Genomic DNA, 19,997 nt, shown 5'->3' with positions numbered 1-19,997 from the left:
CAACGTGTCAGACTCACTACGTATTATTTTTGCGGGTACACCTGACTTTGCAGCGCGTCATCTCGACGCGCTGTTGTCTTCTGGACACAACGTCGTTGGCGTGTTTACCCAACCGGACCGCCCGGCGGGACGCGGTAAAAAGCTGATGCCCAGCCCGGTCAAAGTGCTGGCGGAAGAAAAAGGGATACCGGTTTTCCAACCTGTCTCTCTTCGCCCTCAGGAAAACCAGCAGTTGGTTGCTGATTTACGCGCAGACGTGATGGTGGTGGTGGCATATGGCCTGATTCTGCCAAAAACCGTACTGGAAATGCCGCGTCTGGGTTGTATCAACGTTCACGGCTCCCTGCTTCCACGCTGGCGTGGTGCAGCACCGATCCAGCGCTCACTGTGGGCAGGTGACACCGAAACAGGTGTAACCATCATGCAGATGGATGTTGGCCTCGACACCGGAGATATGCTGCTTAAGCTGTCTTGCCCGATTACGGCGGAAGATACCAGCGGTTCGTTATACGATAAGCTGGCAGATTTGGGGCCGCAGGGGCTGATTGAAACGCTAAAACAGCTGGCTGCCGGCACAATAAACCCGGTGGTACAAGATGAATCACTGGTTACGCATGCAGAAAAACTCAGCAAAGAAGAGGCCCGTATCGACTGGTCGCTTTCGGCTGTTCAATTGGAACGCTGCATCCGCGCCTTTAACCCATGGCCAATGAGCTGGCTTGAAATCGACGGTCAACCAGTGAAAGTCTGGCAAGCTTCGGTTATTGCGGAAAACACCCAGGCTGCGCCAGGCACCATTCTGGAGGCAACAAAGCAGGGTATTCAGGTCGCAACGGGCGACGGCATCCTGAATCTCGTCTCTTTGCAGCCTGCCGGTAAAAAAGCCATGAGCGCGCAGGATCTGCTTAATTCACGCCGGGAATGGTTTGTACCCGGTAACCGTCTGGTCTGACGGTTCATCTCTTTAAGCCCGGTGTTTCCGGGCATTTTTATTTTTGCGCTTATGAAAAAACATCTTAATTTACGCAGTATGGCGGCCCAGGCCGTCGAACAGGTTGTCGAAAAAGGACAGTCATTAAGCAACGTGCTGCCTGCCATGCAGCAAAAAGTTGCTGATAAAGACAAAGCGCTGTTGCAGGAACTTTGCTTCGGCGTATTGCGCACTCTCTCCCAACTGGAGTGGATGATCCAGCAGTTGATGGAACGTCCAATGACGGGTAAACAGCGTACCGTTCACTATCTGATCATGGTGGGCTTCTACCAACTGCTGCATACCCGTATTCCACCGCACGCTGCGCTGGCTGAGACTGTTGAAGGTGCGGTTGTCATAAAGCGTCCGCAGCTTAAAGGGTTGATCAACGGCGTGTTGCGCCAGTTTCAACGCCGTCAGGATGAACTGCTGGCCGAGTTCGCGCAAAGCGATTTACGTTTCTTACACCCTTCCTGGCTGGTGAAACGTATTAAGGCCGCTTATCCGCAGCAGTGGGAAGCTATTCTTGAAGCCAATAATCAGCGACCACCGATGTGGCTGCGTGTCAATCGTAACCACCATACGCGCGACGCCTGGCTGGACCTGCTTAGCGAAGCAGGATTAACCGGCTTCCCACATCCGGATTATCCGGATGCAGTGCGTCTGGAAACGCCGGCTCCTGTACACGCCCTCCCAGGCTTTGATGAAGGCTGGGTAACCGTCCAGGATGCTTCAGCTCAAGGATGTGTAACTTATCTGTTGCCGGAGAACGGTGAACAGATCCTCGACCTGTGCTGCGCGCCGGGCGGTAAAACGACGCACATTCTGGAAGTTGCTCCGCAAGCTAACGTCATGGCCGTCGATGTGGATGAAAAACGCTTATCGCGCGTTTACGACAATCTGAAACGTCTGGGCATGAATGCAACCGTAAAACAGGGTGATGGTCGATATCCACAACAATGGTGTGGCGAACAACAGTTTGACCGTATTTTGCTAGATGCTCCGTGTTCTGCCACCGGGGTGATACGTCGCCATCCAGACATCAAATGGCTGCGTCGCGATCGGGATATTGCCGAACTTGCGCAGCTGCAGGCCGAGATCCTGAATGCAACCTGGTTACATCTTAAACCTGGCGGCACGCTGGTTTATGCAACGTGCTCTATCCTGCCAGAAGAAAACCAGCAGCAAATTACCGCCTTCCTGGCACGCACGCCGGATGCGGTATTAAGCGAAACCGGTACGCCGGAAAAACCCGGACGTCAGAATTTACCGGGTGCGGAAGATGGCGATGGCTTCTTTTACGCTAAGCTAATCAAAAAGTGATGGGATAACGGGTCGCGACTGATGAAAATTATCATTCTGGGCGCAGGGCAAGTTGGCGGTACGCTGGCTGAAAACCTGGTCGGAGAGAACAACGATATCACGGTAGTCGATACCAATGGTGAACGCCTGCGCAGCCTGCAGGACAAGTTTGATCTCCGCGTCGTGCAAGGGCACGGTTCACATCCTCGCGTACTGCGTGAAGCTGGGGCCGACGATGCCGATATGCTGGTTGCCGTAACCAGCTCAGATGAAACAAATATGGTTGCCTGCCAGGTAGCTTATTCACTGTTTAATACGCCTAATCGCATCGCCCGTATTCGTTCACCGGATTATGTTCGTGATGCGGACAAGCTATTCCAATCCGATGCGGTACCTATCGATCACCTGATTGCGCCGGAGCAACTGGTTATCGATAGCATTTATCGACTGATTGAATATCCGGGTGCATTGCAGGTGGTCAATTTTGCCGAAGGTAAAGTCAGTCTGGCAGTAGTAAAAGCCTATTACGGCGGGCCGCTTATCGGTAATGCGCTGTCAACAATGCGTGAACATATGCCGCACATCGATACCCGTGTTGCGGCGATTTTCCGTCATGATCGACCAATCCGTCCACAAGGTTCTACGATCGTTGAAGCGGGTGATGAAGTCTTCTTTATTGCGGCATCACAGCATATTCGCGCCGTAATGAGTGAACTGCAACGTCTGGAAAAACCGTACAAACGCATTATGTTAGTAGGCGGCGGTAATATCGGAGCGGGTCTTGCTCGTCGTCTGGAAAAAGATTACAGCGTCAAACTGATCGAACGTAATCAACAGCGAGCATCCGAACTTGCAGAGAAACTGCAAAATACGATCGTCTTTTTTGGTGATGCTTCGGATCAAGAGTTACTGGCCGAAGAACATATCGATCAGGTAGATCTGTTCATCGCAGTGACCAACGATGATGAAGCGAATATCATGTCGGCGATGCTTGCCAAACGGATGGGTGCCAAGAAAGTGATGGTGTTAATCCAACGCAGAGCATACGTCGATCTGGTGCAAGGTAGCGTGATCGATATTGCTATTTCACCGCAGCAGGCGACCATCTCCGCGTTGCTCAGTCACGTACGTAAAGCTGACATTGTCGGCGTTTCTTCACTACGCCGTGGCGTCGCGGAAGCCATTGAAGCCGTCGCACACGGGGATGAAACAACATCTCGGGTGGTGGGACGCTCAATTGATGAAATTAAACTTCCCCCTGGAACCATTATTGGCGCCGTTGTGCGTGGTAACGATGTGATGATTGCCAACGATAACCTGCGCATTGAGCAGGGCGATCACGTAATTATGTTCCTGACAGATAAAAAGTTTATTACCGACGTCGAGCGACTATTCCAGCCAAGTCCTTTCTTCCTGTAATAAAAAGGGTGCTAATACAGCGCCCTTTTTATTTCCCTTTATATTTCATGGTCTAATAAATTTTCCTTTCGGCAATACATAAATGGAAATTGCCTAAACATTTGTTAAACTTATAAACGTCAGCTGCATAGGGAGAATAAAATGAGCATTATTAAAGAGTTTCGCGAATTCGCGATGCGCGGGAATGTTGTCGATTTGGCAGTGGGTGTCATTATTGGTGCGGCATTCGGTAAGATTGTTTCATCACTGGTTGCCGATATCATCATGCCGCCACTGGGGTTGTTAATTGGTGGAATTGATTTTAAACAGTTTGCTTTAACACTACGTGATGCACAGGGAGACATCCCTGCCGTGGTCATGCATTACGGTGTATTTATTCAGAATGTCTTCGATTTCGTTATTGTTGCGTTTGCTATCTTTATGGCAATCAAACTGATCAACAAACTGAACCGTAAAAAAGCGGAGGAGCCGGCAGCACCGCCAGCGCCATCGAAAGAAGAAGTATTACTGAGTGAAATTCGTGACCTGCTGAAAGAACAGAATAACCGCTCTTAAGCACTCACTGAAACAAGAAGGCCAGTGGTAAAAAAGTTAATTACTTTCTTGCCACTGGCCTCCCAGTTACCCCGATTGCCATGTTTGCCTTTACGTAGATAACTTCCTTTCCCTTTCTTATTTTTCTCAACGCGCTGTCTGAACAGTGGGTCATGCAGGAGCGCCTCAATGGCGTTGTCCTTTATCTGCCCTTTGGTGTGCTGATAACGACTCATAATATCTCCAGTTTGTAGTAATTTACGCCGCGAGTGTAGACCCGGCAGTTCAAGAAATCAACAGCCTGATGTTGTTCCACTGGCGCCTTGCTCAAGAGCTTCAAGAATAGAGCAGTACACGCTGCTGTGTGACTTGCCGCAGCATGCATCATTCAATCGCTGCAGAGACCGCTGCATCGTCTGAAGTTCGGCAATACGTGCTTCGACTTCTTGCAGTCTTTCCTGGACGATCCCTTTTGATTCCTGACAGGTATGGTGCTCGGGATCAACACGGATCGAAAGCAATTCGCGGATCGACTCCAGAGTGAAACTGTAGTGGTCAACTAAAACTGGCCACGGCTTTAGAGTTTTTCCAGTATCGGTTTTCCGATTCGTTTGGGGGCAACCCACCGTTATAGTCATGCGGCCTTAGCGAGCTGTAATACCCGACGATATAGTCTGTGATCGCATGAGCAGCATCGCTAAAGTTTATATAACCTGTCACTGGCACCCACTCGTTTTTCAGACTACGGAAGAAGCGTTCCATCGGGCTGTTGTCCCAACAGTTTCCACGTCGGCTCATACTCTGCCTGATCTGGCAACGCCACAGTAACTGCCGGAACTGCCTGCTTGTATAGTGGCTACCCTGGTCACTGTGGAACATCACTCCGACTGGTTTACCGCGAGCTTCCCACGCCATTTCCAGCGCTCTGATGGTCAGCTTGCTATCCGGCGAGAATGACATTGCCCAGCCCACTGGTTTCCTTGCGAACAGATCGAGAACAACTGCAAGGTAAGCCCAACGCTTGCCTGTCCAGATGTACGTCACATCGCCGCACCACACCTGGTTAGGTTCTGTCACTGCGAACTGTCGCTCAAGGCGATTCGGGATAGCGATGTGTTCATGACCAACACGTTTATACCGGTGGGTAGGCTGCTGACAACTCACCAGCCCCAGTTCTTTCATGAGCCTGCCAGCAAGCCAGCGTCCCATTCTGAAGCCTCTCAGGGTTGCCATAATGGCGATACTTCTTGCGCCAGCAGAGCCATGGCTGATGTTATGCAGCTCCCGAACCTGGCTGCGTAACACAGCTCGCCAGCCGTCTGGCTTTTCGGCGCTTTTCTCCCAGTATTTGTAGCTACTGCGATGAACCCCGAACACGTGGCAGAGTGTGACCACAGGATACTGCGCTCTGAGTTTCCCGATTAACGAGAATTGTTCAGGGAGTCTGACATCAAGAGCGCGGTAGCCTTTTTTAATATGTCGTTTTCCATTTCAATGCGTTGTAGCTTTTTCTTCAGCTCACGTATTTCAATCTGTTCCGGGGTTATAGGGGAGGCTTTAGGTATTTTGCCCTGTCGTTCATCCCGCAACTGCTTTACCCATCGCGTCATGGTAGAAAGACCCACATCCATAGCACTGGCCGCAGCTGCAACGGTGTAGTTCTGATCAAGGACCAGTTGAGCGGATTCACGTTTAAACTCTGCGCTGAAATTTCTTTTTTTCATTGAGGCACCTGTAATGTTCTGAGGTGAGCATATCACCTCTGTTCAGGTGGCCAAATTCAGTAAACCACTACAAACCAAGCTGGCGGGCATAACGAATAAACTTCAGGCGCTGAAGATCGCTTTCTGTATAGAGGCGAAATCCGCCTTCAGTACGCACTTCATGCTCCATCATCTGCTGCTTTTCATAGTAGCGGATAGTATCTGGCGTCACGTCAGCCAGTTTCGCTATTTCACCAATTCGGTACATGCTCTCTCCGCTATTCATCGTTGATCTTTTTTAGCAGCTTATCTGCGTAGTCACCGCGCAAAAACTCGGTACTGAGTCCAGCCTGCCGAAGTTTAAGTTCCAGCAGCGACAGTCTTCGGCTCACCTCCGGATAACTTGGATCATCTTTGCGGATCCCCGCGAGTATTTCAAGCAGCTGTATTGCTTCTCTGCGTTGCTCGAGCTCAGGAGGAAGGCAACCTGCATTTTTTAATAAACGGTATCCAGCTCGGAGTTCAGTCGGGACATGGGAGTCATCGTCAAGAGTCAGCGGTTTACCCGTTCCCGGTAAATCATCAAACTCACCTTTAGATTGTGCATCAATGATATGGCGCTCTGCCCACTGGTCCAGTAACCACATACAACACTCCAGGGGATGAACAAAAAGAGTACAGATATTGTAGATAAGTGGGGATATGACGGATATAAAAAAACCCGCCGAAGCGGGTTTTTTTACGTTACTACAGATTACTCTGCAGCAGCTTCTGTTTTCTCTGAACGATCAACCAGCTCGATGTATGCCATCGGCGCGTTGTCGCCTGCACGGAAACCACACTTCAGAATGCGAGTGTAACCACCGGCGCGGCTCGCGAAACGCGGGCCCAGTTCGTTAAACAGTTTTGCCACGATCTCGTTATCACGAGTACGGGCGAATGCCAGACGACGATTAGCTACGCTATCAGTCTTGGCAAGAGTAATCAGCGGCTCAACTACGCGACGCAGCTCTTTCGCTTTCGGCAGAGTCGTCTTGATGATTTCATGACGAACCAGTGAACCTGCCATATTGCGGAACATAGCCTGGCGATGGCTGCTGTTGCGGTTCAGTTGACGACCACTCTTACGATGGCGCATGACCTTATCCTTCTCAGTAAAACCTTAACCTGTGATCCGGTTACTCGTCAGCGATGCTTGCCGGTGGCCAGTTTTCCAGGCGCATGCCCAGAGACAGTCCACGGGAAGCCAGCACGTCTTTAATCTCGGTAAGAGATTTTTTACCAAGGTTAGGCGTCTTAAGAAGCTCAACCTCAGTACGCTGTACCAGATCACCGATATAGTGGATAGCTTCTGCTTTGAGGCAGTTAGCAGAGCGGACAGTCAATTCCAGATCGTCAACAGGGCGCAGCAGGATCGGATCGAATTCTGGTTTCTCTTCTTTAACTTCCGGCTGACGTACATCACGTAAATCAACGAAAGCTTCCAGTTGTTCAGCCAGAATGGTAGCCGCACGACGAATCGCCTCTTCAGGATCGATTGTGCCGTTGGTTTCCATTTCGATGACCAGCTTGTCCAGGTCGGTACGCTGTTCTACACGCGCTGCTTCAACATTGTAGGCAATACGCTCTACAGGGCTGTAGCATGCGTCGACCAGCAGACGGCCGATTGGGCGCTCATCTTCTTCCGAATGAATTCGGGTAGAAGCCGGCACATAACCACGACCGCGCTGAACTTTGATACGCATGCTAATAGATGCATTCTCATCGGTCAGGTGGCAGATCACGTGCTGTGGCTTGACGATTTCGACATCACCATCATGGGTAATGTCGGCTGCAGTCACAGGGCCAATGCCAGATTTATTCAAGGTAAGAATAACATCATCTTTACCCTGAACTCTCACCGCCAGCCCTTTCAGGTTGAGCAGGATTTCCAGGATATCTTCCTGAACGCCTTCTTTGGTGCTGTACTCATGTAGTACACCATCAATCTCAACCTCGGTCACCGCGCAACCCGGCATCGATGAGAGCAGAATACGGCGCAGTGCGTTACCCAAAGTATGGCCAAAGCCACGCTCTAAAGGCTCAAGGGTCACCTTGGCGTGCGTCGAACTCACTTGCTCGATATCTACCAGGCGCGGTTTTAGAAACTCTGTCACAGAACCCTGCATTGTGTCCTCTCTTTGGTACTAAGCTTTACTTGGAGTAAAGCTCGACGATCAGGTGTTCGTTAATGTCCGCAGACAGATCAGAACGCTCCGGCTTACGCTTGAACGTACCTTCCATCTTGCCAGCATCAACTTCCAGCCAGGTTGGCTTTTCACGCTGCTCAGCCAGCTCCAGAGCGGCTTTCACGCGAGACTGCTTCTTCGCTTTCTCACGAATGCTAACAACGTCATTCGGACTAACCTGATAAGAAGCGATGTTAACAACACGACCGTTTACCATAATTGCTTTATGGCTGACCAGCTGACGTGCTTCTGCACGAGTGGCACCGAAGCCCATACGGTATACAACGTTGTCCAGACGACCTTCCAGCAGACCCAACAGGTTTTCACCGGTGTTGCCTTTCAGACGTGCTGCTTCTTTGTAGTAGTTACGGAACTGACGCTCCAGCACACCGTAGATACGGCGAACTTTTTGCTTTTCACGCAACTGCACACCATAGTCAGACAGACGCGGTTTACGCGCACCGTGCTGGCCAGGAGCTTGTTCAATTTTACACTTGGTATCGATCGCGCGAACGCCAGACTTAAGGAATAAGTCAGTGCCCTCACGACGGCTCAGCTTGAGCTTAGGACCCAAATATCTTGCCATTTTCTTTCTCCAACAATCCTAGAAACGACAGCGTTATACGCGACGTTTTTTCGGCGGACGACAACCGTTATGAGGGATCGGAGTCACATCAGTAATATTAGTGATGCGGAAACCAGCGGCGTTCAGAGCACGAACAGTAGATTCGCGACCTGGACCCGGTCCTTTGACCATAACTTCCAGATTCTTGATACCGTATTCTTTTACGGCTTCAGCGCAACGCTCTGCTGCAACCTGAGCTGCAAACGGAGTGGATTTGCGAGAACCACGGAAACCGGAACCACCGGCTGTTGCCCAACCCAGTGCGTTACCCTGACGATCAGTAATGGTAACGATGGTGTTGTTAAAAGAAGCATGGATATGAGCCACGCCGTCAGAGACTTGTTTTCTTACACGTTTACGTGCACGAATTGGTGCCTTTGCCATTATTCAATCACCCCGATTATTTCTTGATCGGTTTGCGCGGACCCTTACGGGTACGTGCGTTGGTCTTGGTACGCTGACCGCGAACCGGGAGACCACGACGATGACGCAAACCGCGATAGCAACCAAGGTCCATAAGGCGCTTGATGCTCATGCTAACTTCACGGCGCAGATCACCTTCAACGACAAATTTGGCAACTTCGTCACGCAGCGTGTCGATTTGTTCTTCAGACAGCTCACTGATCTTAACATCTTCAGCGATACCCGCGGCAGCCAGAATGGCTTTAGAACGGGTCTTGCCGACGCCGTAGATCGAAGTTAATGCGATCACAGCATGTTTCTGATCAGGAATGTTAATGCCTGCTATACGGGCCACTATGCACTCCTACTATTTAATATGTACGCACCATGCTGAAAAGCCCGTTTTCAGGATACTCAAATGGAAACGCACAGACATACAAAAGATTGGCTGGCTAATCTAGCCAGCTCAACCCAACTTTGCAAGAAAAATATGCGAATAAATCAGCCTTGGCGCTGTTTATGCTTCGGCTCGGCACTGCAAATCACACGGATGACACCATCACGCTTAACGATTTTGCAGTTACGGCATAATTTCTTGACGGAAGCACGAACTTTCATTTTTACTCTCCGTAACTTCTCGGGCGACTGTTAACGGCCGTAGCCTTTCAGATTCGCCTTCTTCAATGCAGACTCGTACTGACTTGACATCATCAGAGTTTGCACTTGAGCCATAAAGTCCATAATCACGACAACAACGATAAGCAGTGAGGTCCCACCGAAGTAGAACGGTACTTTCATTGCATCACGCATGAACTCCGGGATCAGGCAGATAAAGGTAATGTAGAGCGCACCAACCAAAGTCAGGCGGGTCATTACTTTATCGATATACTTCGCCGTTTGCTCTCCCGGACGAATTCCTGGTACAAATGCACCGGACTTCTTCAGGTTATCTGCTGTTTCACGCGGGTTGAAAACCAACGCCGTGTAGAAGAAACAGAAGAATATGATTGCAGACGCATAGAGTAACACATAAAGCGGTTGCCCAGGCTGCAAATACAGCGAAATTGTTGTCAGCCAGTTCCAACCAGTCCCACCCCCGAACCATGACGCGATGGTCGCCGGGAACAGAATAATACTGGAAGCGAAGATTGCCGGGATTACCCCCGCCATATTCACTTTCAGCGGTAAATGTGTGCTCTGTGCAGCATAGACACGACGACCTTGCTGACGTTTCGCGTAGTTTACCACAATGCGGCGTTGACCACGCTCAACAAATACAACAAAGAACGTCACTGCGAATACTAATACTGCAACCAACAGCAACACGAGGAAGTGCAGGTCGCCTTGACGCGCTTGCTCGATAGTATGGGCAATGGCTGGCGGGAGTCCCGCTACAATACCGGCGAAGATAATGATTGAGATACCGTTGCCGATACCACGTTCAGTAATCTGTTCACCCAACCACATCAGGAACATCGTCCCTGTAACCAGACTTACAACAGCGGTGAAATAGAATGCAAAGCCTGGGTTCATCACCAGGCCCTGCATACCAGGCATATTCGGCAGACCGGTAGCAATACCGATCGACTGGAATATTGCCAGCACCAGAGTACCGTAGCGGGTGTACTGGCTGATCTTACGACGACCAGACTCCCCTTCTTTCTTAATTTCTGCCAGCGTTGGATGAACCACCGTCAGCAGCTGGATAATGATCGACGCCGAAATATACGGCATGATCCCCAGAGCAAAGATAGAAGCACGGCTGAGAGCACCACCAGAGAACATGTTAAACATTTCAATGATGGTGCCTCGCTGTTGCTCAAGCAGTTTGGCAAGTACAGCGGCATCAATACCAGGGATCGGAATGAAAGAGCCAATACGGAACACAATCAGCGCGCCGATTACAAACAGCAGTCTGCGTTTCAGCTCGCCTAAGCCACCTTTGGCACTTTGAAAATCTAATCCCGGTTGTTTAGCCATCTGCTACTTATTCCTCGATTTTACCGCCAGCAGCTTCGATAGCAGCACGAGCGCCTTTAGTAACACGCAGGCCACGAACAGTTACCGGAGTAGTGACTTCACCAGCCAGGATCACTTTCGCGAACTCGATCTGGATACCGATAATGTTAGCTGCTTTCAGCGTGTTCAGGTCTACAACACCGCCTTCAACTTTAGCCAGGTCAGACAGACGAACTTCCGCTGTAATCGCTGCTTTACGTGAAGTGAAGCCGAATTTCGGCAGACGACGGTACAGAGGCATCTGACCACCCTCGAAACCGCGACGTACGCCACCGCCAGAACGAGACTTCTGACCTTTGTGACCACGACCACCGGTTTTACCGAGGCCAGAACCGATACCACGACCCAGGCGGCGAGCCGCTTTTTTAGAGCCTTCGGCCGGAGACAGAGTATTTAAACGCATCTCTTACTCCTCAACTTTAACCATGAAGGAAACCGCGTTGACCATACCACGAACAGCAGGAGTATCCTCGCGCTCTACGGTGTGACCAATACGACGCAGACCCAGGCCAAGCAGCGTTGCCTTGTGTTTCGGCAGACGACCGATTGCACTGCGGGTTTGAGTAATTTTAATAGTCTTTGCCATGGTTTATTTCCCCAGAATTTCTTCAACGGATTTACCACGCTTGGCAGCGACCATTTCCGGAGATTTCATATTTTCCAGGCCATCGATAGTTGCACGAACCACGTTAATCGGGTTAGTAGAACCATACGCTTTAGCCAGAACGTTACGAACTCCAGCGACTTCCAGAACGGCGCGCATTGCACCACCGGCGATGATACCGGTACCTTCGGAAGCCGGCTGCATGAATACACGAGAACCCGTGTGAGTACCCTTAACCGGGTGCTGCAGGGTGCCGTGGTTCAGCGCGACGTTAATCATATTGCGACGGGCTTTTTCCATCGCTTTCTGGATCGCTGCTGGAACTTCACGCGCTTTACCGTAACCAAAACCAACGCGACCGTTACCATCACCAACTACAGTCAGAGCTGTGAAGGAGAAAATACGACCACCTTTAACGGTTTTAGATACGCGGTTAACCGCGATCAGCTTTTCCTGCAGTTCGCCAGCTTGTTTTTCGATGTGAGCCATCTTACACCTCTACCTTAGAACTGAAGGCCAGCTTCACGGGCAGCATCTGCCAGTGCCTGGACACGACCATGATATTGGAACCCGGAACGGTCAAAAGAAACATCTTTGATGCCTTTTTCCAGAGCGCGTTCAGCAACAGCTTTACCTACAGCTGCAGCAGCGTCTTTGTTACCGGTGTACTTCAATTGTTCAGCGATAGCTTTTTCTACAGTAGAAGCAGCTACCAGAACTTCAGAACCGTTCGGTGCAATTACCTGTGCGTAAATATGACGCGGGGTACGATGTACCACCAGGCGAGTTGCACCCAGCTCCTGGAGCTTGCGGCGTGCGCGGGTCGCACGACGGATACGAGCAGATTTCTTATCCATAGTGTTACCTTACTTCTTCTTAGCCTCTTTGGTACGCACGACTTCGTCGGCGTAACGAACACCCTTGCCTTTATAAGGCTCAGGACGACGGTAGGCGCGCAGATCTGCTGCAACCTGACCGATCAGCTGTTTATCAGCGCCTTTCAGCACGATTTCAGTCTGAGACGGACATTCTGCAGTGATTCCCGCAGGCAGCTGATGGTCAACTGGGTGAGAGAAACCTAAAGCCAGGTTTACTACATTCCCTTTAACCGCTGCACGATAACCTACACCAACCAGCTGAAGCTTCTTAGTGAAGCCTTCGGTAACACCGACAACCATTGCATTCAGCAGGGCACGCGCGGTACCAGCCTGAGCCCATCCATCTGCGTAACCATCACGCGGACCGAAGGTCAGTGCATTATCTGCATGATTTACTGCAACAGCATCGTTGAGAGTACGAGTCAGCTCGCCGTTTTTACCTTTGATCGTAATAACCTGACCGTTGATTTTTACATCAACGCCGGCAGGAATAACGACCGGTGCTTTAGCAACACGAGACATTTTTTCCTCCGATTAGGCTACGTAGCAGATAATTTCGCCACCAAGACCAGCCTGGCGCGCTGCACGATCAGTCATAACACCTTTAGAGGTAGAAACAACTGCGATACCCATGCCAGCCATAACTTTCGGCAGCTCGTCTTTACGCTTATAAATGCGCAGACCTGGGCGACTGACACGCTGAATGCTTTCTACAACAGCTTTACCCTGGAAATACTTGAGAGTAAGTTCCAGTTCCGGCTTGGTGTCGCCTTCAACTTTAAAATCTTCAATAAAACCTTCTTCCTTCAGCACGTTGGCAATTGCCACTTTCAGCTTGGAGGAAGGCATGGTGACCGCAGCTTTATTCGCGGCCTGACCGTTACGGATACGGGTCAGCATATCCGCGATCGGATCTTGCATGCTCATCTGTCTTTACTCCCGTGATTCAATTGGTAATTACCAGCTAGCCTTTTTCAAGCCTGGTACTTCACCGCGCATGGCGGCTTCACGCAGTTTGATACGGCTCAACCCGAACTTGCCCACATAGCCATGCGGACGACCTGTTTGACGGCAGCGGTTACGCTGACGGGACGGGCTGGAATCACGCGGCAGAGACTGCAGCTTGAGAACTGCGTTCCAACGATCTTCGTCGGTCGCGTTCACATCAGAGATAATAGCTTTCAGTTCAGCGCGTTTTGCGAAGTACTTATCAGCTAAAGCTACGCGCTTTACTTCGCGTGCTTTCATTGATTGCTTAGCCATTCAGTAACCCTACCTTACTTGCGGAACGGGAAGTCAAAGGCAGCCAGCAGAGCACGGCCTTCTTCATCAGATTTCGCAGTAGTGGTAATGGTAATATCCAAACCACGCACGCGGTCGACTTTATCGTAGTCGATTTCTGGGAAGATGATCTGCTCACGGACACCCATGCTGTAGTTACCACGACCGTCGAAAGACTTAGCGGACAAGCCACGGAAGTCACGGATACGTGGAACAGCAATAGTGATCAGGCGCTCAAAGAACTCCCACATGCGTTCGCCACGCAGAGTTACTTTACAGCCGATCGGATAGCCCTGACGGATTTTGAAGCCTGCAACTGATTTGCGTGCTTTGGTGATCAGCGGTTTTTGACCGGAGATTGCTGTCAGGTCAGCTGCTGCGTTATCCAGCAGTTTCTTGTCAGCGATCGCTTCACCAACACCCATGTTCAGGGTGATCTTCTCGACCCGAGGGACTTGCATGACAGAATTGTAGTTAAACTCAGTCATGAGTTTAGCGACTACTTCGTCTTTGTAGTAATCATGCAGTTTCGCCATCGTACTACTCCAAATTACTTGATAGTTTCGCTGTTAGATTTGAAGAAACGGACTTTTTTGCCGTCTTCGAATCTAAAGCCTACACGGTCAGCCTTGCCGGTTGCCGCGTTGAAGATAGCAAGGTTAGAGATCTGAATAGCTGCTTCTTTCTCTACGATGCCGCCTGGTTGGTTCAGGGCCGGAACCGGCTTCTGATGTTTCTTAACCAGGTTGATACCTTCAACAATGACCTTGCCGGAAGACAGGACATTCTTAACTTTACCGCGTTTACCTTTATCTTTACCGGTTAACACGATAACTTCGTCATCACGACGGATCTTCGCTGCCATGATTCGCTCCTTAGAGTACTTCTGGTGCCAGAGAGATAATTTTCATGAACTTCTCGTTACGAAGTTCACGAGTTACCGGCCCAAAAATACGCGTACCGATAGGTTGCTCGCTGTTATTGTTTAAAATAACGCATGCATTACCATCGAAGCGAATGACAGAACCGTCCGGGCGACGAACACCCTTCTTGGTGCGCACCACTACCGCCTTCAGCACATCACCTTTTTTGACCTTACCACGCGGAATTGCTTCCTTGATGGTGATCTTGATGATATCGCCGACGCCTGCGTAGCGACGGTGCGAGCCACCCAGAACCTTGATACACATTACGCGACGTGCACCGGAGTTGTCGGCGACGTTCAGCATAGTCTGTTCTTGGATCATTTTAGTGCTCCGCTAATGTCAACTACTACTGAGACCCGAAAATCAGGTCGTTAAAAAAGCCCCATATCGGGGGCGCGGCATTATAACACCGCTTCAACGATATGGGTAGAAAAAATAAACGGCTCATCGCTGAGCCGTTTATTCGTTGAGAATGCCTACTGTATTACAGAACGGCTTTCTCTACAACGCGAACCAGCGTCCAGGACTTAGTCTTGGACAGCGGACGGCATTCGCGGATTTCAACCACGTCACCAGTACCGCATTCGTTGTTCTCGTCATGTACGTGCAGTTTGGTCGTACGCTTAATGAATTTACCGTAGATCGGGTGTTTCACAAAACGTTCGATAGCAACAACGATGGATTTCTCCATTTTATCGCTAACAACGCGACCTTGCAGAGTACGGATTTTATCGGTCATTACGCACCCGCCTTCTCAGTCAGTAAAGTCTTAACGCGTGCGACGTCACGACGCACTTGCTTCAACAGGTGAGACTGTTGCAGCTGGCCACTTGCAGCCTGCATACGCAGGTTGAACTGCTCACGCAGCAGATTCAGCAGCTCGGTGTTCAGCTCTTCAACACTCTTCTCACGCAGCTCTTTTGCTTTCATTACATCACCGTCTTAGTTACAAAGGTGGTTTTAATCGGCAGTTTCGCTGCTGCCAGCTTGAATGCTTCACGGGCCAGCTCTTCCGGTACGCCGTCCATTTCATACAGGACTTTACCCGGCTGAATCAAGGCAACCCAATACTCCACGTTACCTTTACCTTTACCCATACGCACTGCCAGCGGCTTTTCAGTGATCGGTTTGTCCGGGAATACACGGATCCAGATCTTACCTTGACGCTTAACTGCACGGGTCATAGCACGACGTGCTGCTTCGATCTGACGGGCAGTCAGACGACCACGGCCAACAGCTTTCAGACCGAAGCTGCCGAAGCTAACATCCGCGCCAGCAGCCAGACCGCGGTTACGGCCTTTGTGCATTTTACGGAATTTTGTACGCTTTGGTTGTAACATCAGCGACGCTCCTTATTTACGGCCTTTACGCTGCTGCTTTTTAGGTTGAGCAGCCGGTTTTTCCGGTTGTTCAACAGCAGCCATACCACCCAGGATCTCGCCTTTGAAGATCCACACTTTAACGCCGATTACACCGTAAGTGGTGTGCGCTTCAGAGGTGTTGTAGTCGATGTCAGCACGCAGAGTGTGCAGAGGTACGCGACCTTCGCGGTACCATTCGGTACGTGCGATTTCCGCGCCGCCCAGACGGCCGCTAACTTCAACTTTGATACCTTTAGCGCCCAGACGCATTGCGTTCTGTACAGCACGCTTCATAGCACGACGGAACATAACACGACGTTCCAGCTGAGAAGTGATGCTGTCAGCAACCAATTTTGCGTCCAGTTCAGGCTTACGCACTTCGGCGATATTGATCTGAGCAGGAACGCCAGCAATATCCGCTACGACTTTGCGCAGTTTTTCTACGTCTTCGCCTTTCTTACCGATAACGATACCCGGGCGAGCGGTGTGAATGGTCACACGGATGCTCTTAGCCGGACGCTCGATAACGATACGAGATACAGACGCTTTAGCCAGTTCCTTAGTCAGGTACTGACGTACTTTAAAATCGCTGTCCAGGTTGTCAGCGAATTCTTTGGTGTTCGCAAACCAGGTTGAGTTCCATGGTTTTACAATACCCAGGCGAATACCATTAGGATGTACTTTCTGACCCATTGCTAGTCTCCAGAGTCTCAGCGATCGGACACAACCACAGTAATGTGGCTGGTGCGCTTCAGGATGCGATCTGCACGACCTTTTGCACGCGGCATAATGCGCTTCATGCTCGGGCCTTCGTCTACGAAAATTTTCGTAACTTTCAGATCGTCAATGTCAGCGCCATCGTTGTGTTCAGCGTTAGCAATGGCAGATTCCAGGACTTTCTTAACCAGTACAGCCGCTTTCTTATTGGTGTAGGTCAGAATATCCAGAGCCTGCGACACTTTCTTACCGCGAATCAGGTCTGCAACAAGGCGAACCTTCTGAGCAGAAGAACGAGCATGGCGATGTTGAGCTAAAGTTTCCATCTCTTCCTCCTACCTTATTTCTTCTTCGCTTTTTTATCAGCAGCGTGGCCGCGATAAGTACGAGTCGGTGCGAATTCACCCAGTTTGTGACCGACCATTTCGTCGGAAACAAATACCGGAACGTGCTGACGACCATTATGGACAGCGATGGTCAAACCGATCATGTTAGGAAAGATCGTTGAACGACGGGACCAAGTGCGCAGGGGCTTCTTGTCTCCGCTTTCCACCGCTTTCTCTACCTTCTTCAGCAAGTGCAGGTCAATAAAAGGACCTTTCTTGAGAGAACGTGGCATGGCTTATCCTCTAAAATTATTTGCTACGGCGACGTACGATGAATTTATCAGTACGCTTGTTGCTGCGGGTCTTCTTACCTTTGGTCTGAACGCCCCACGGAGTTACCGGGTGCTTACCAAAGTTACGACCTTCACCACCACCATGTGGGTGGTCGACTGGGTTCATCGCAGTACCGCGAACGGTAGGACGAACACCACGCCAGCGTGCAGCACCTGCTTTACCCAGAACGCGCAGCATATGCTCAGCATTGCCAACTTCGCCCAGAGTTGCACGGCAGTCTGCTTCGACTTTACGCATTTCACCAGAACGCAGACGCAGGGTGACATAAGCACCATCACGAGCAACGATCTGAACGTAAGTACCAGCGGAACGTGCCAGCTGACCGCCTTTACCTGGTTTCATTTCTACGTTATGAACGGTAGAACCAACCGGGATATTGCGCATCGGCAGGGTGTTACCTGCTTTGATTGCAGCATCAACGCCAGACTGAATCTGGTCGCCAGCTTTCAGGCCTTTAGGGGCCAGGATGTAACGGCGTTCACCGTCTTTGTACAGAACCAGCGCGATGTTCGCGGAGCGGTTCGGATCGTATTCAAGACGTTCAACAACTGCCGGGATACCGTCTTTGTTGCGTTTGAAGTCAACAATACGATAAGCCTGCTTGTGACCACCACCGATGTGACGAGTGGTGATACGGCCATTGTTGTTACGACCACCGGATTTGCTGTTTTTTTCAACCAGCGGAGCAAAAGGTTTGCCCTTGTGCAGCTCTGGGTTGACCACTTTAACAACGTGGCGACGACCCGGAGATGTCGGTTTACATTTAACAACTGCCATTGTATTACTCCTCCGACTTACTCAGCGCCGCCGACGAAGTCCAGATTCTGGCCTTCCTTCAGGGTGACGTAAGCTTTTTTCCAGTCGCTACGACGACCGATACGCTGTCCGTGACGTTTAACTTTCCCTTTAACTACCAGGGTGTTAACGACTTCGACTTCGACTTCAAACAGTTTCTGCACAGCAGCTTTGATTTCTGCTTTGGTCGCGTCTTTAGCAACTTTGAGAACGATGGTGTTAGTTTTTTCCATCGCAGTAGACGCTTTTTCAGAAACGTGCGGTGCGCGCAGCACTTTCAGCAGACGTTCTTCACGAATCATGCCAGCATCTCCTCAACTTGCTTAACAGCATCAGCAGTCATTACGACTTTGTCGAAGGCGATCAGGCTAACCGGGTCGATACCAGTTGCATCGCGTACGTCAACCTTGTGCAGGTTGCGCGCAGCCAGGAACAGGTTTTCGTCCAGCTCACCGGTGATGATCAGCACATCTTCCAGAGCCATGTCTTTCAATTTCTGTGCCAGCAGCTTAGTTTTAGGCGCTTCTACAGAGAATGATTCGACAACGATCAGACGATCCTGACGTACCAGTTCGGACAGAATGCTTTTCAGCGCGCCGCGGTACATCTTTTTGTTAACTTTTTGACTGTGGTCCTGTGGACGAGCAGCGAAGGTCACGCCACCTGAACGCCAGATCGGGCTCTTGATAGAACCTGAACGCGCACGGCCGGTACCTTTCTGGCGCCACGGCTTTTTGCCTGAACCAGTTACTTCAGCACGAGTCTTCTGAGCACGAGTACCCTGACGAGCACCAGCTGCATAAGCAACAACAACCTGGTGAACCAGCGCTTCGTTGAAATCACGACCGAAGGTAGTTTCGGAAACAGTCAGCGCGCTCTGCGCGTCTTTCAATACTAATTCCATTGCTATCCCCTTACGCCTTCACAGCTGGTTTAACGATCAGGTCGCAACCGGTCGCACCCGGAACACCACCTTTAACCAGCAGCAGGTTGCGCTCAGCGTCAACACGTACTACGTCCAGGCTCTGAACGGTTACACGTTCGTTGCCCAGCTGACCTGCCATTTTCTTGCCTTTGAACACTTTGCCCGGAGTCTGGTTCTGACCGATAGAACCCGGAACGCGGTGAGACAAGGAGTTACCGTGAGTAGCGTCCTGGGTACGGAAGTTCCAGCGCTTAACGGTACCAGCGAAACCTTTACCTTTAGAGGTACCGGTTACGTCAACTTTTTTAACGTCAGCAAACAGTTCAACGCTAATGTTCTGACCAACGGTGTATTCTTCACCATCTGCCAGACGGAACTCCCACAGGCCGCGGCCAGCTTCTACGCCAGCTTTAGCAAAGTGGCCAGCTTCCGGCTTAGTTACGCGGTTAGCTTTTTTAGCACCGGTGGTAACCTGAACAGCGCGATAGCCATCGTTAGCCAGATCTTTAACCTGAGTAACGCGGTTTGCTTCAACTTCGATAACGGTTACTGGGATAGATACGCCATCTTCAGTGAAGATGCGGGTCATACCCACTTTTTTACCGACTAAACCAATCATTGTATCAAC

General features: G+C 50.5%; 34 protein-coding genes and 2 pseudogenes. 4 read left to right on the top strand and 32 right to left on the bottom strand.

What is annotated here, in order from left to right; genetic code table 11:
- The first annotated feature begins 4 nt into the window (after window positions 1-4).
- The 4 genes from fmt to mscL all read left to right on the top strand — a co-directional run bounded on the left by fmt (window position 5) and on the right by mscL (window position 4,246).
- Window positions 5-952, top strand: a complete 948-nt coding sequence (gene fmt, locus G4551_RS02055) for a methionyl-tRNA formyltransferase (RefSeq protein WP_003031157.1) — start codon at window positions 5-7, stop codon at window positions 950-952.
- Between the two features lie 51 nt (window positions 953-1,003).
- Window positions 1,004-2,293, top strand: a complete 1,290-nt coding sequence (gene rsmB / locus G4551_RS02050) for a 16S rRNA (cytosine(967)-C(5))-methyltransferase RsmB (protein ID WP_003842151.1) — start codon at window positions 1,004-1,006, stop codon at window positions 2,291-2,293.
- A 21-nt stretch (window positions 2,294-2,314) separates the two neighbouring features.
- Entirely contained in the window at window positions 2,315-3,691 is a 1,377-nt protein-coding gene (gene trkA, locus G4551_RS02045) for a Trk system potassium transporter TrkA (RefSeq protein WP_003031153.1), read from the top strand.
- A 141-nt stretch (window positions 3,692-3,832) separates the two neighbouring features.
- Window positions 3,833-4,246, top strand: a complete 414-nt coding sequence (mscL, locus tag G4551_RS02040) for a large-conductance mechanosensitive channel protein MscL (protein ID WP_003842149.1) — start codon at window positions 3,833-3,835, stop codon at window positions 4,244-4,246.
- On the opposite strand, the gene arfA is transcribed toward mscL, so the two are convergent.
- The 32 genes and pseudogenes from arfA to rplC form a co-directional block, all read right to left on the bottom strand.
- Window positions 4,243-4,461, bottom strand: coding sequence for an alternative ribosome-rescue factor ArfA (gene arfA, locus G4551_RS02035; RefSeq protein ID WP_003828276.1), 219 nt, complete (start codon window positions 4,459-4,461; stop codon window positions 4,243-4,245). The genes mscL and arfA overlap by 4 nt on opposite strands.
- Before the next feature lie 57 nt (window positions 4,462-4,518).
- A pseudogene (locus G4551_RS02030) lies at window positions 4,519-4,770 on the bottom strand (MerR family DNA-binding protein); the annotation flags it as partial.
- Window positions 4,771-4,780: 10 nt separating this feature from the next.
- A protein-coding gene (locus tag G4551_RS02025; protein ID WP_085951607.1) for an IS3 family transposase occupies window positions 4,781-5,949 on the bottom strand; the annotation gives its coding sequence in 2 pieces (ribosomal slippage) (window positions 4,781-5,700 and window positions 5,700-5,949; 1,170 coding nt in all).
- Window positions 5,950-6,022: 73 nt separating this feature from the next.
- Window positions 6,023-6,196 (bottom strand): annotated as a pseudogene (locus G4551_RS02020) (MerR family transcriptional regulator); the annotation flags it as partial.
- Window positions 6,197-6,206: 10 nt separating this feature from the next.
- On the bottom strand, window positions 6,207-6,575 hold the full coding sequence (locus tag G4551_RS02015; RefSeq protein ID WP_003842100.1) for a DnaJ family domain-containing protein: 369 nt from the start codon (window positions 6,573-6,575) through the stop codon (window positions 6,207-6,209).
- 107 nt (window positions 6,576-6,682) lie between these two features.
- Window positions 6,683-7,066: a 50S ribosomal protein L17 gene (gene rplQ, locus G4551_RS02010; protein WP_001216370.1), complete on the bottom strand. Its 384-nt coding sequence runs from the start codon at window positions 7,064-7,066 to the stop codon at window positions 6,683-6,685.
- 40 nt (window positions 7,067-7,106) lie between these two features.
- Window positions 7,107-8,096 (bottom strand): DNA-directed RNA polymerase subunit alpha, encoded by a 990-nt coding sequence (locus G4551_RS02005; protein ID WP_003031139.1) that lies wholly within the window; start codon window positions 8,094-8,096, stop codon window positions 7,107-7,109.
- A 25-nt stretch (window positions 8,097-8,121) separates the two neighbouring features.
- Window positions 8,122-8,742, bottom strand: coding sequence for a 30S ribosomal protein S4 (gene rpsD / locus G4551_RS02000; protein WP_003031138.1), 621 nt, complete (start codon window positions 8,740-8,742; stop codon window positions 8,122-8,124).
- Between the two features lie 33 nt (window positions 8,743-8,775).
- Complete coding sequence (rpsK, locus tag G4551_RS01995; protein ID WP_003031137.1) at window positions 8,776-9,165, bottom strand: 30S ribosomal protein S11; 390 nt, start codon at window positions 9,163-9,165, stop codon at window positions 8,776-8,778.
- A 16-nt stretch (window positions 9,166-9,181) separates the two neighbouring features.
- On the bottom strand, window positions 9,182-9,538 hold the full coding sequence (rpsM, locus tag G4551_RS01990) for a 30S ribosomal protein S13 (protein WP_003031135.1): 357 nt from the start codon (window positions 9,536-9,538) through the stop codon (window positions 9,182-9,184).
- A 146-nt stretch (window positions 9,539-9,684) separates the two neighbouring features.
- Entirely contained in the window at window positions 9,685-9,801 is a 117-nt protein-coding gene (gene rpmJ / locus G4551_RS01985; protein ID WP_000868187.1) for a 50S ribosomal protein L36, read from the bottom strand.
- A gap of 30 nt (window positions 9,802-9,831) precedes the next feature.
- Window positions 9,832-11,163 (bottom strand): preprotein translocase subunit SecY, encoded by a 1,332-nt coding sequence (gene secY, locus G4551_RS01980; RefSeq protein ID WP_001118864.1) that lies wholly within the window; start codon window positions 11,161-11,163, stop codon window positions 9,832-9,834.
- 7 nt (window positions 11,164-11,170) lie between these two features.
- A complete protein-coding gene (gene rplO / locus G4551_RS01975) occupies window positions 11,171-11,605 on the bottom strand; it encodes a 50S ribosomal protein L15 (protein WP_003031132.1) in 435 nt (144 codons plus the stop codon).
- A gap of 3 nt (window positions 11,606-11,608) precedes the next feature.
- Window positions 11,609-11,788 carry a 50S ribosomal protein L30 gene (rpmD, locus tag G4551_RS01970; protein WP_001140434.1) on the bottom strand — a complete coding sequence of 60 codons (180 nt, stop codon included), beginning with the start codon at window positions 11,786-11,788 and terminating at the stop codon, window positions 11,609-11,611.
- Between the two features lie 3 nt (window positions 11,789-11,791).
- Complete coding sequence (gene rpsE / locus G4551_RS01965; RefSeq protein WP_003031131.1) at window positions 11,792-12,295, bottom strand: 30S ribosomal protein S5; 504 nt, start codon at window positions 12,293-12,295, stop codon at window positions 11,792-11,794.
- A gap of 14 nt (window positions 12,296-12,309) precedes the next feature.
- Window positions 12,310-12,663: a 50S ribosomal protein L18 gene (gene rplR / locus G4551_RS01960; RefSeq protein WP_000358960.1), complete on the bottom strand. Its 354-nt coding sequence runs from the start codon at window positions 12,661-12,663 to the stop codon at window positions 12,310-12,312.
- 9 nt (window positions 12,664-12,672) lie between these two features.
- On the bottom strand, window positions 12,673-13,206 hold the full coding sequence (gene rplF, locus G4551_RS01955; RefSeq protein WP_003031129.1) for a 50S ribosomal protein L6: 534 nt from the start codon (window positions 13,204-13,206) through the stop codon (window positions 12,673-12,675).
- Between the two features lie 12 nt (window positions 13,207-13,218).
- Window positions 13,219-13,611 carry a 30S ribosomal protein S8 gene (rpsH, locus tag G4551_RS01950; protein WP_003031127.1) on the bottom strand — a complete coding sequence of 131 codons (393 nt, stop codon included), beginning with the start codon at window positions 13,609-13,611 and terminating at the stop codon, window positions 13,219-13,221.
- 30 nt (window positions 13,612-13,641) lie between these two features.
- Window positions 13,642-13,947, bottom strand: a complete 306-nt coding sequence (gene rpsN, locus G4551_RS01945) for a 30S ribosomal protein S14 (RefSeq protein WP_003031125.1) — start codon at window positions 13,945-13,947, stop codon at window positions 13,642-13,644.
- A gap of 14 nt (window positions 13,948-13,961) precedes the next feature.
- Window positions 13,962-14,501, bottom strand: coding sequence for a 50S ribosomal protein L5 (rplE, locus tag G4551_RS01940; RefSeq protein ID WP_003031123.1), 540 nt, complete (start codon window positions 14,499-14,501; stop codon window positions 13,962-13,964).
- Window positions 14,502-14,515: 14 nt separating this feature from the next.
- Window positions 14,516-14,830 (bottom strand): 50S ribosomal protein L24, encoded by a 315-nt coding sequence (gene rplX, locus G4551_RS01935; protein ID WP_003031122.1) that lies wholly within the window; start codon window positions 14,828-14,830, stop codon window positions 14,516-14,518.
- Between the two features lie 10 nt (window positions 14,831-14,840).
- Entirely contained in the window at window positions 14,841-15,212 is a 372-nt protein-coding gene (gene rplN, locus G4551_RS01930; protein ID WP_000613954.1) for a 50S ribosomal protein L14, read from the bottom strand.
- A gap of 163 nt (window positions 15,213-15,375) precedes the next feature.
- A complete protein-coding gene (gene rpsQ, locus G4551_RS01925; RefSeq protein WP_003031120.1) occupies window positions 15,376-15,630 on the bottom strand; it encodes a 30S ribosomal protein S17 in 255 nt (84 codons plus the stop codon).
- Entirely contained in the window at window positions 15,630-15,821 is a 192-nt protein-coding gene (rpmC, locus tag G4551_RS01920) for a 50S ribosomal protein L29 (RefSeq protein WP_000644742.1), read from the bottom strand. Before rpmC ends, rpsQ begins: the two co-directional genes overlap by 1 nt.
- Entirely contained in the window at window positions 15,821-16,231 is a 411-nt protein-coding gene (gene rplP, locus G4551_RS01915) for a 50S ribosomal protein L16 (protein ID WP_000941208.1), read from the bottom strand. The genes rpmC and rplP overlap by 1 nt, the downstream gene beginning before the upstream one ends.
- Before the next feature lie 12 nt (window positions 16,232-16,243).
- Window positions 16,244-16,945, bottom strand: a complete 702-nt coding sequence (rpsC, locus tag G4551_RS01910) for a 30S ribosomal protein S3 (RefSeq protein ID WP_000529945.1) — start codon at window positions 16,943-16,945, stop codon at window positions 16,244-16,246.
- A gap of 17 nt (window positions 16,946-16,962) precedes the next feature.
- Complete coding sequence (rplV, locus tag G4551_RS01905) at window positions 16,963-17,295, bottom strand: 50S ribosomal protein L22 (protein ID WP_000448832.1); 333 nt, start codon at window positions 17,293-17,295, stop codon at window positions 16,963-16,965.
- A gap of 14 nt (window positions 17,296-17,309) precedes the next feature.
- Window positions 17,310-17,588: a 30S ribosomal protein S19 gene (rpsS, locus tag G4551_RS01900; RefSeq protein ID WP_001138115.1), complete on the bottom strand. Its 279-nt coding sequence runs from the start codon at window positions 17,586-17,588 to the stop codon at window positions 17,310-17,312.
- A 16-nt stretch (window positions 17,589-17,604) separates the two neighbouring features.
- The gene (rplB, locus tag G4551_RS01895) at window positions 17,605-18,426 is read right to left on the bottom strand and encodes a 50S ribosomal protein L2 (protein WP_000301869.1); all 822 of its coding nucleotides are present in this window, start codon (window positions 18,424-18,426) and stop codon (window positions 17,605-17,607) included.
- Window positions 18,427-18,443: 17 nt separating this feature from the next.
- Entirely contained in the window at window positions 18,444-18,746 is a 303-nt protein-coding gene (gene rplW, locus G4551_RS01890; RefSeq protein ID WP_000617546.1) for a 50S ribosomal protein L23, read from the bottom strand.
- Complete coding sequence (gene rplD / locus G4551_RS01885) at window positions 18,743-19,348, bottom strand: 50S ribosomal protein L4 (protein WP_003031119.1); 606 nt, start codon at window positions 19,346-19,348, stop codon at window positions 18,743-18,745. Before rplD ends, rplW begins: the two co-directional genes overlap by 4 nt.
- 10 nt (window positions 19,349-19,358) lie before the next feature.
- Window positions 19,359-19,988: a 50S ribosomal protein L3 gene (rplC, locus tag G4551_RS01880; protein ID WP_003031117.1), complete on the bottom strand. Its 630-nt coding sequence runs from the start codon at window positions 19,986-19,988 to the stop codon at window positions 19,359-19,361.
- Between the last annotated feature and the right edge of the window lie 9 nt (window positions 19,989-19,997).

The sequence above is a fragment of the Citrobacter freundii ATCC 8090 = MTCC 1658 = NBRC 12681 genome (genome assembly GCF_011064845.1).
GTDB lineage: Bacteria > Pseudomonadota > Gammaproteobacteria > Enterobacterales > Enterobacteriaceae > Citrobacter > Citrobacter freundii.
The sequence above is the reverse complement of the archived record's forward strand: the minus strand, read 5'-3'. Positions and strand labels throughout refer to the sequence as shown.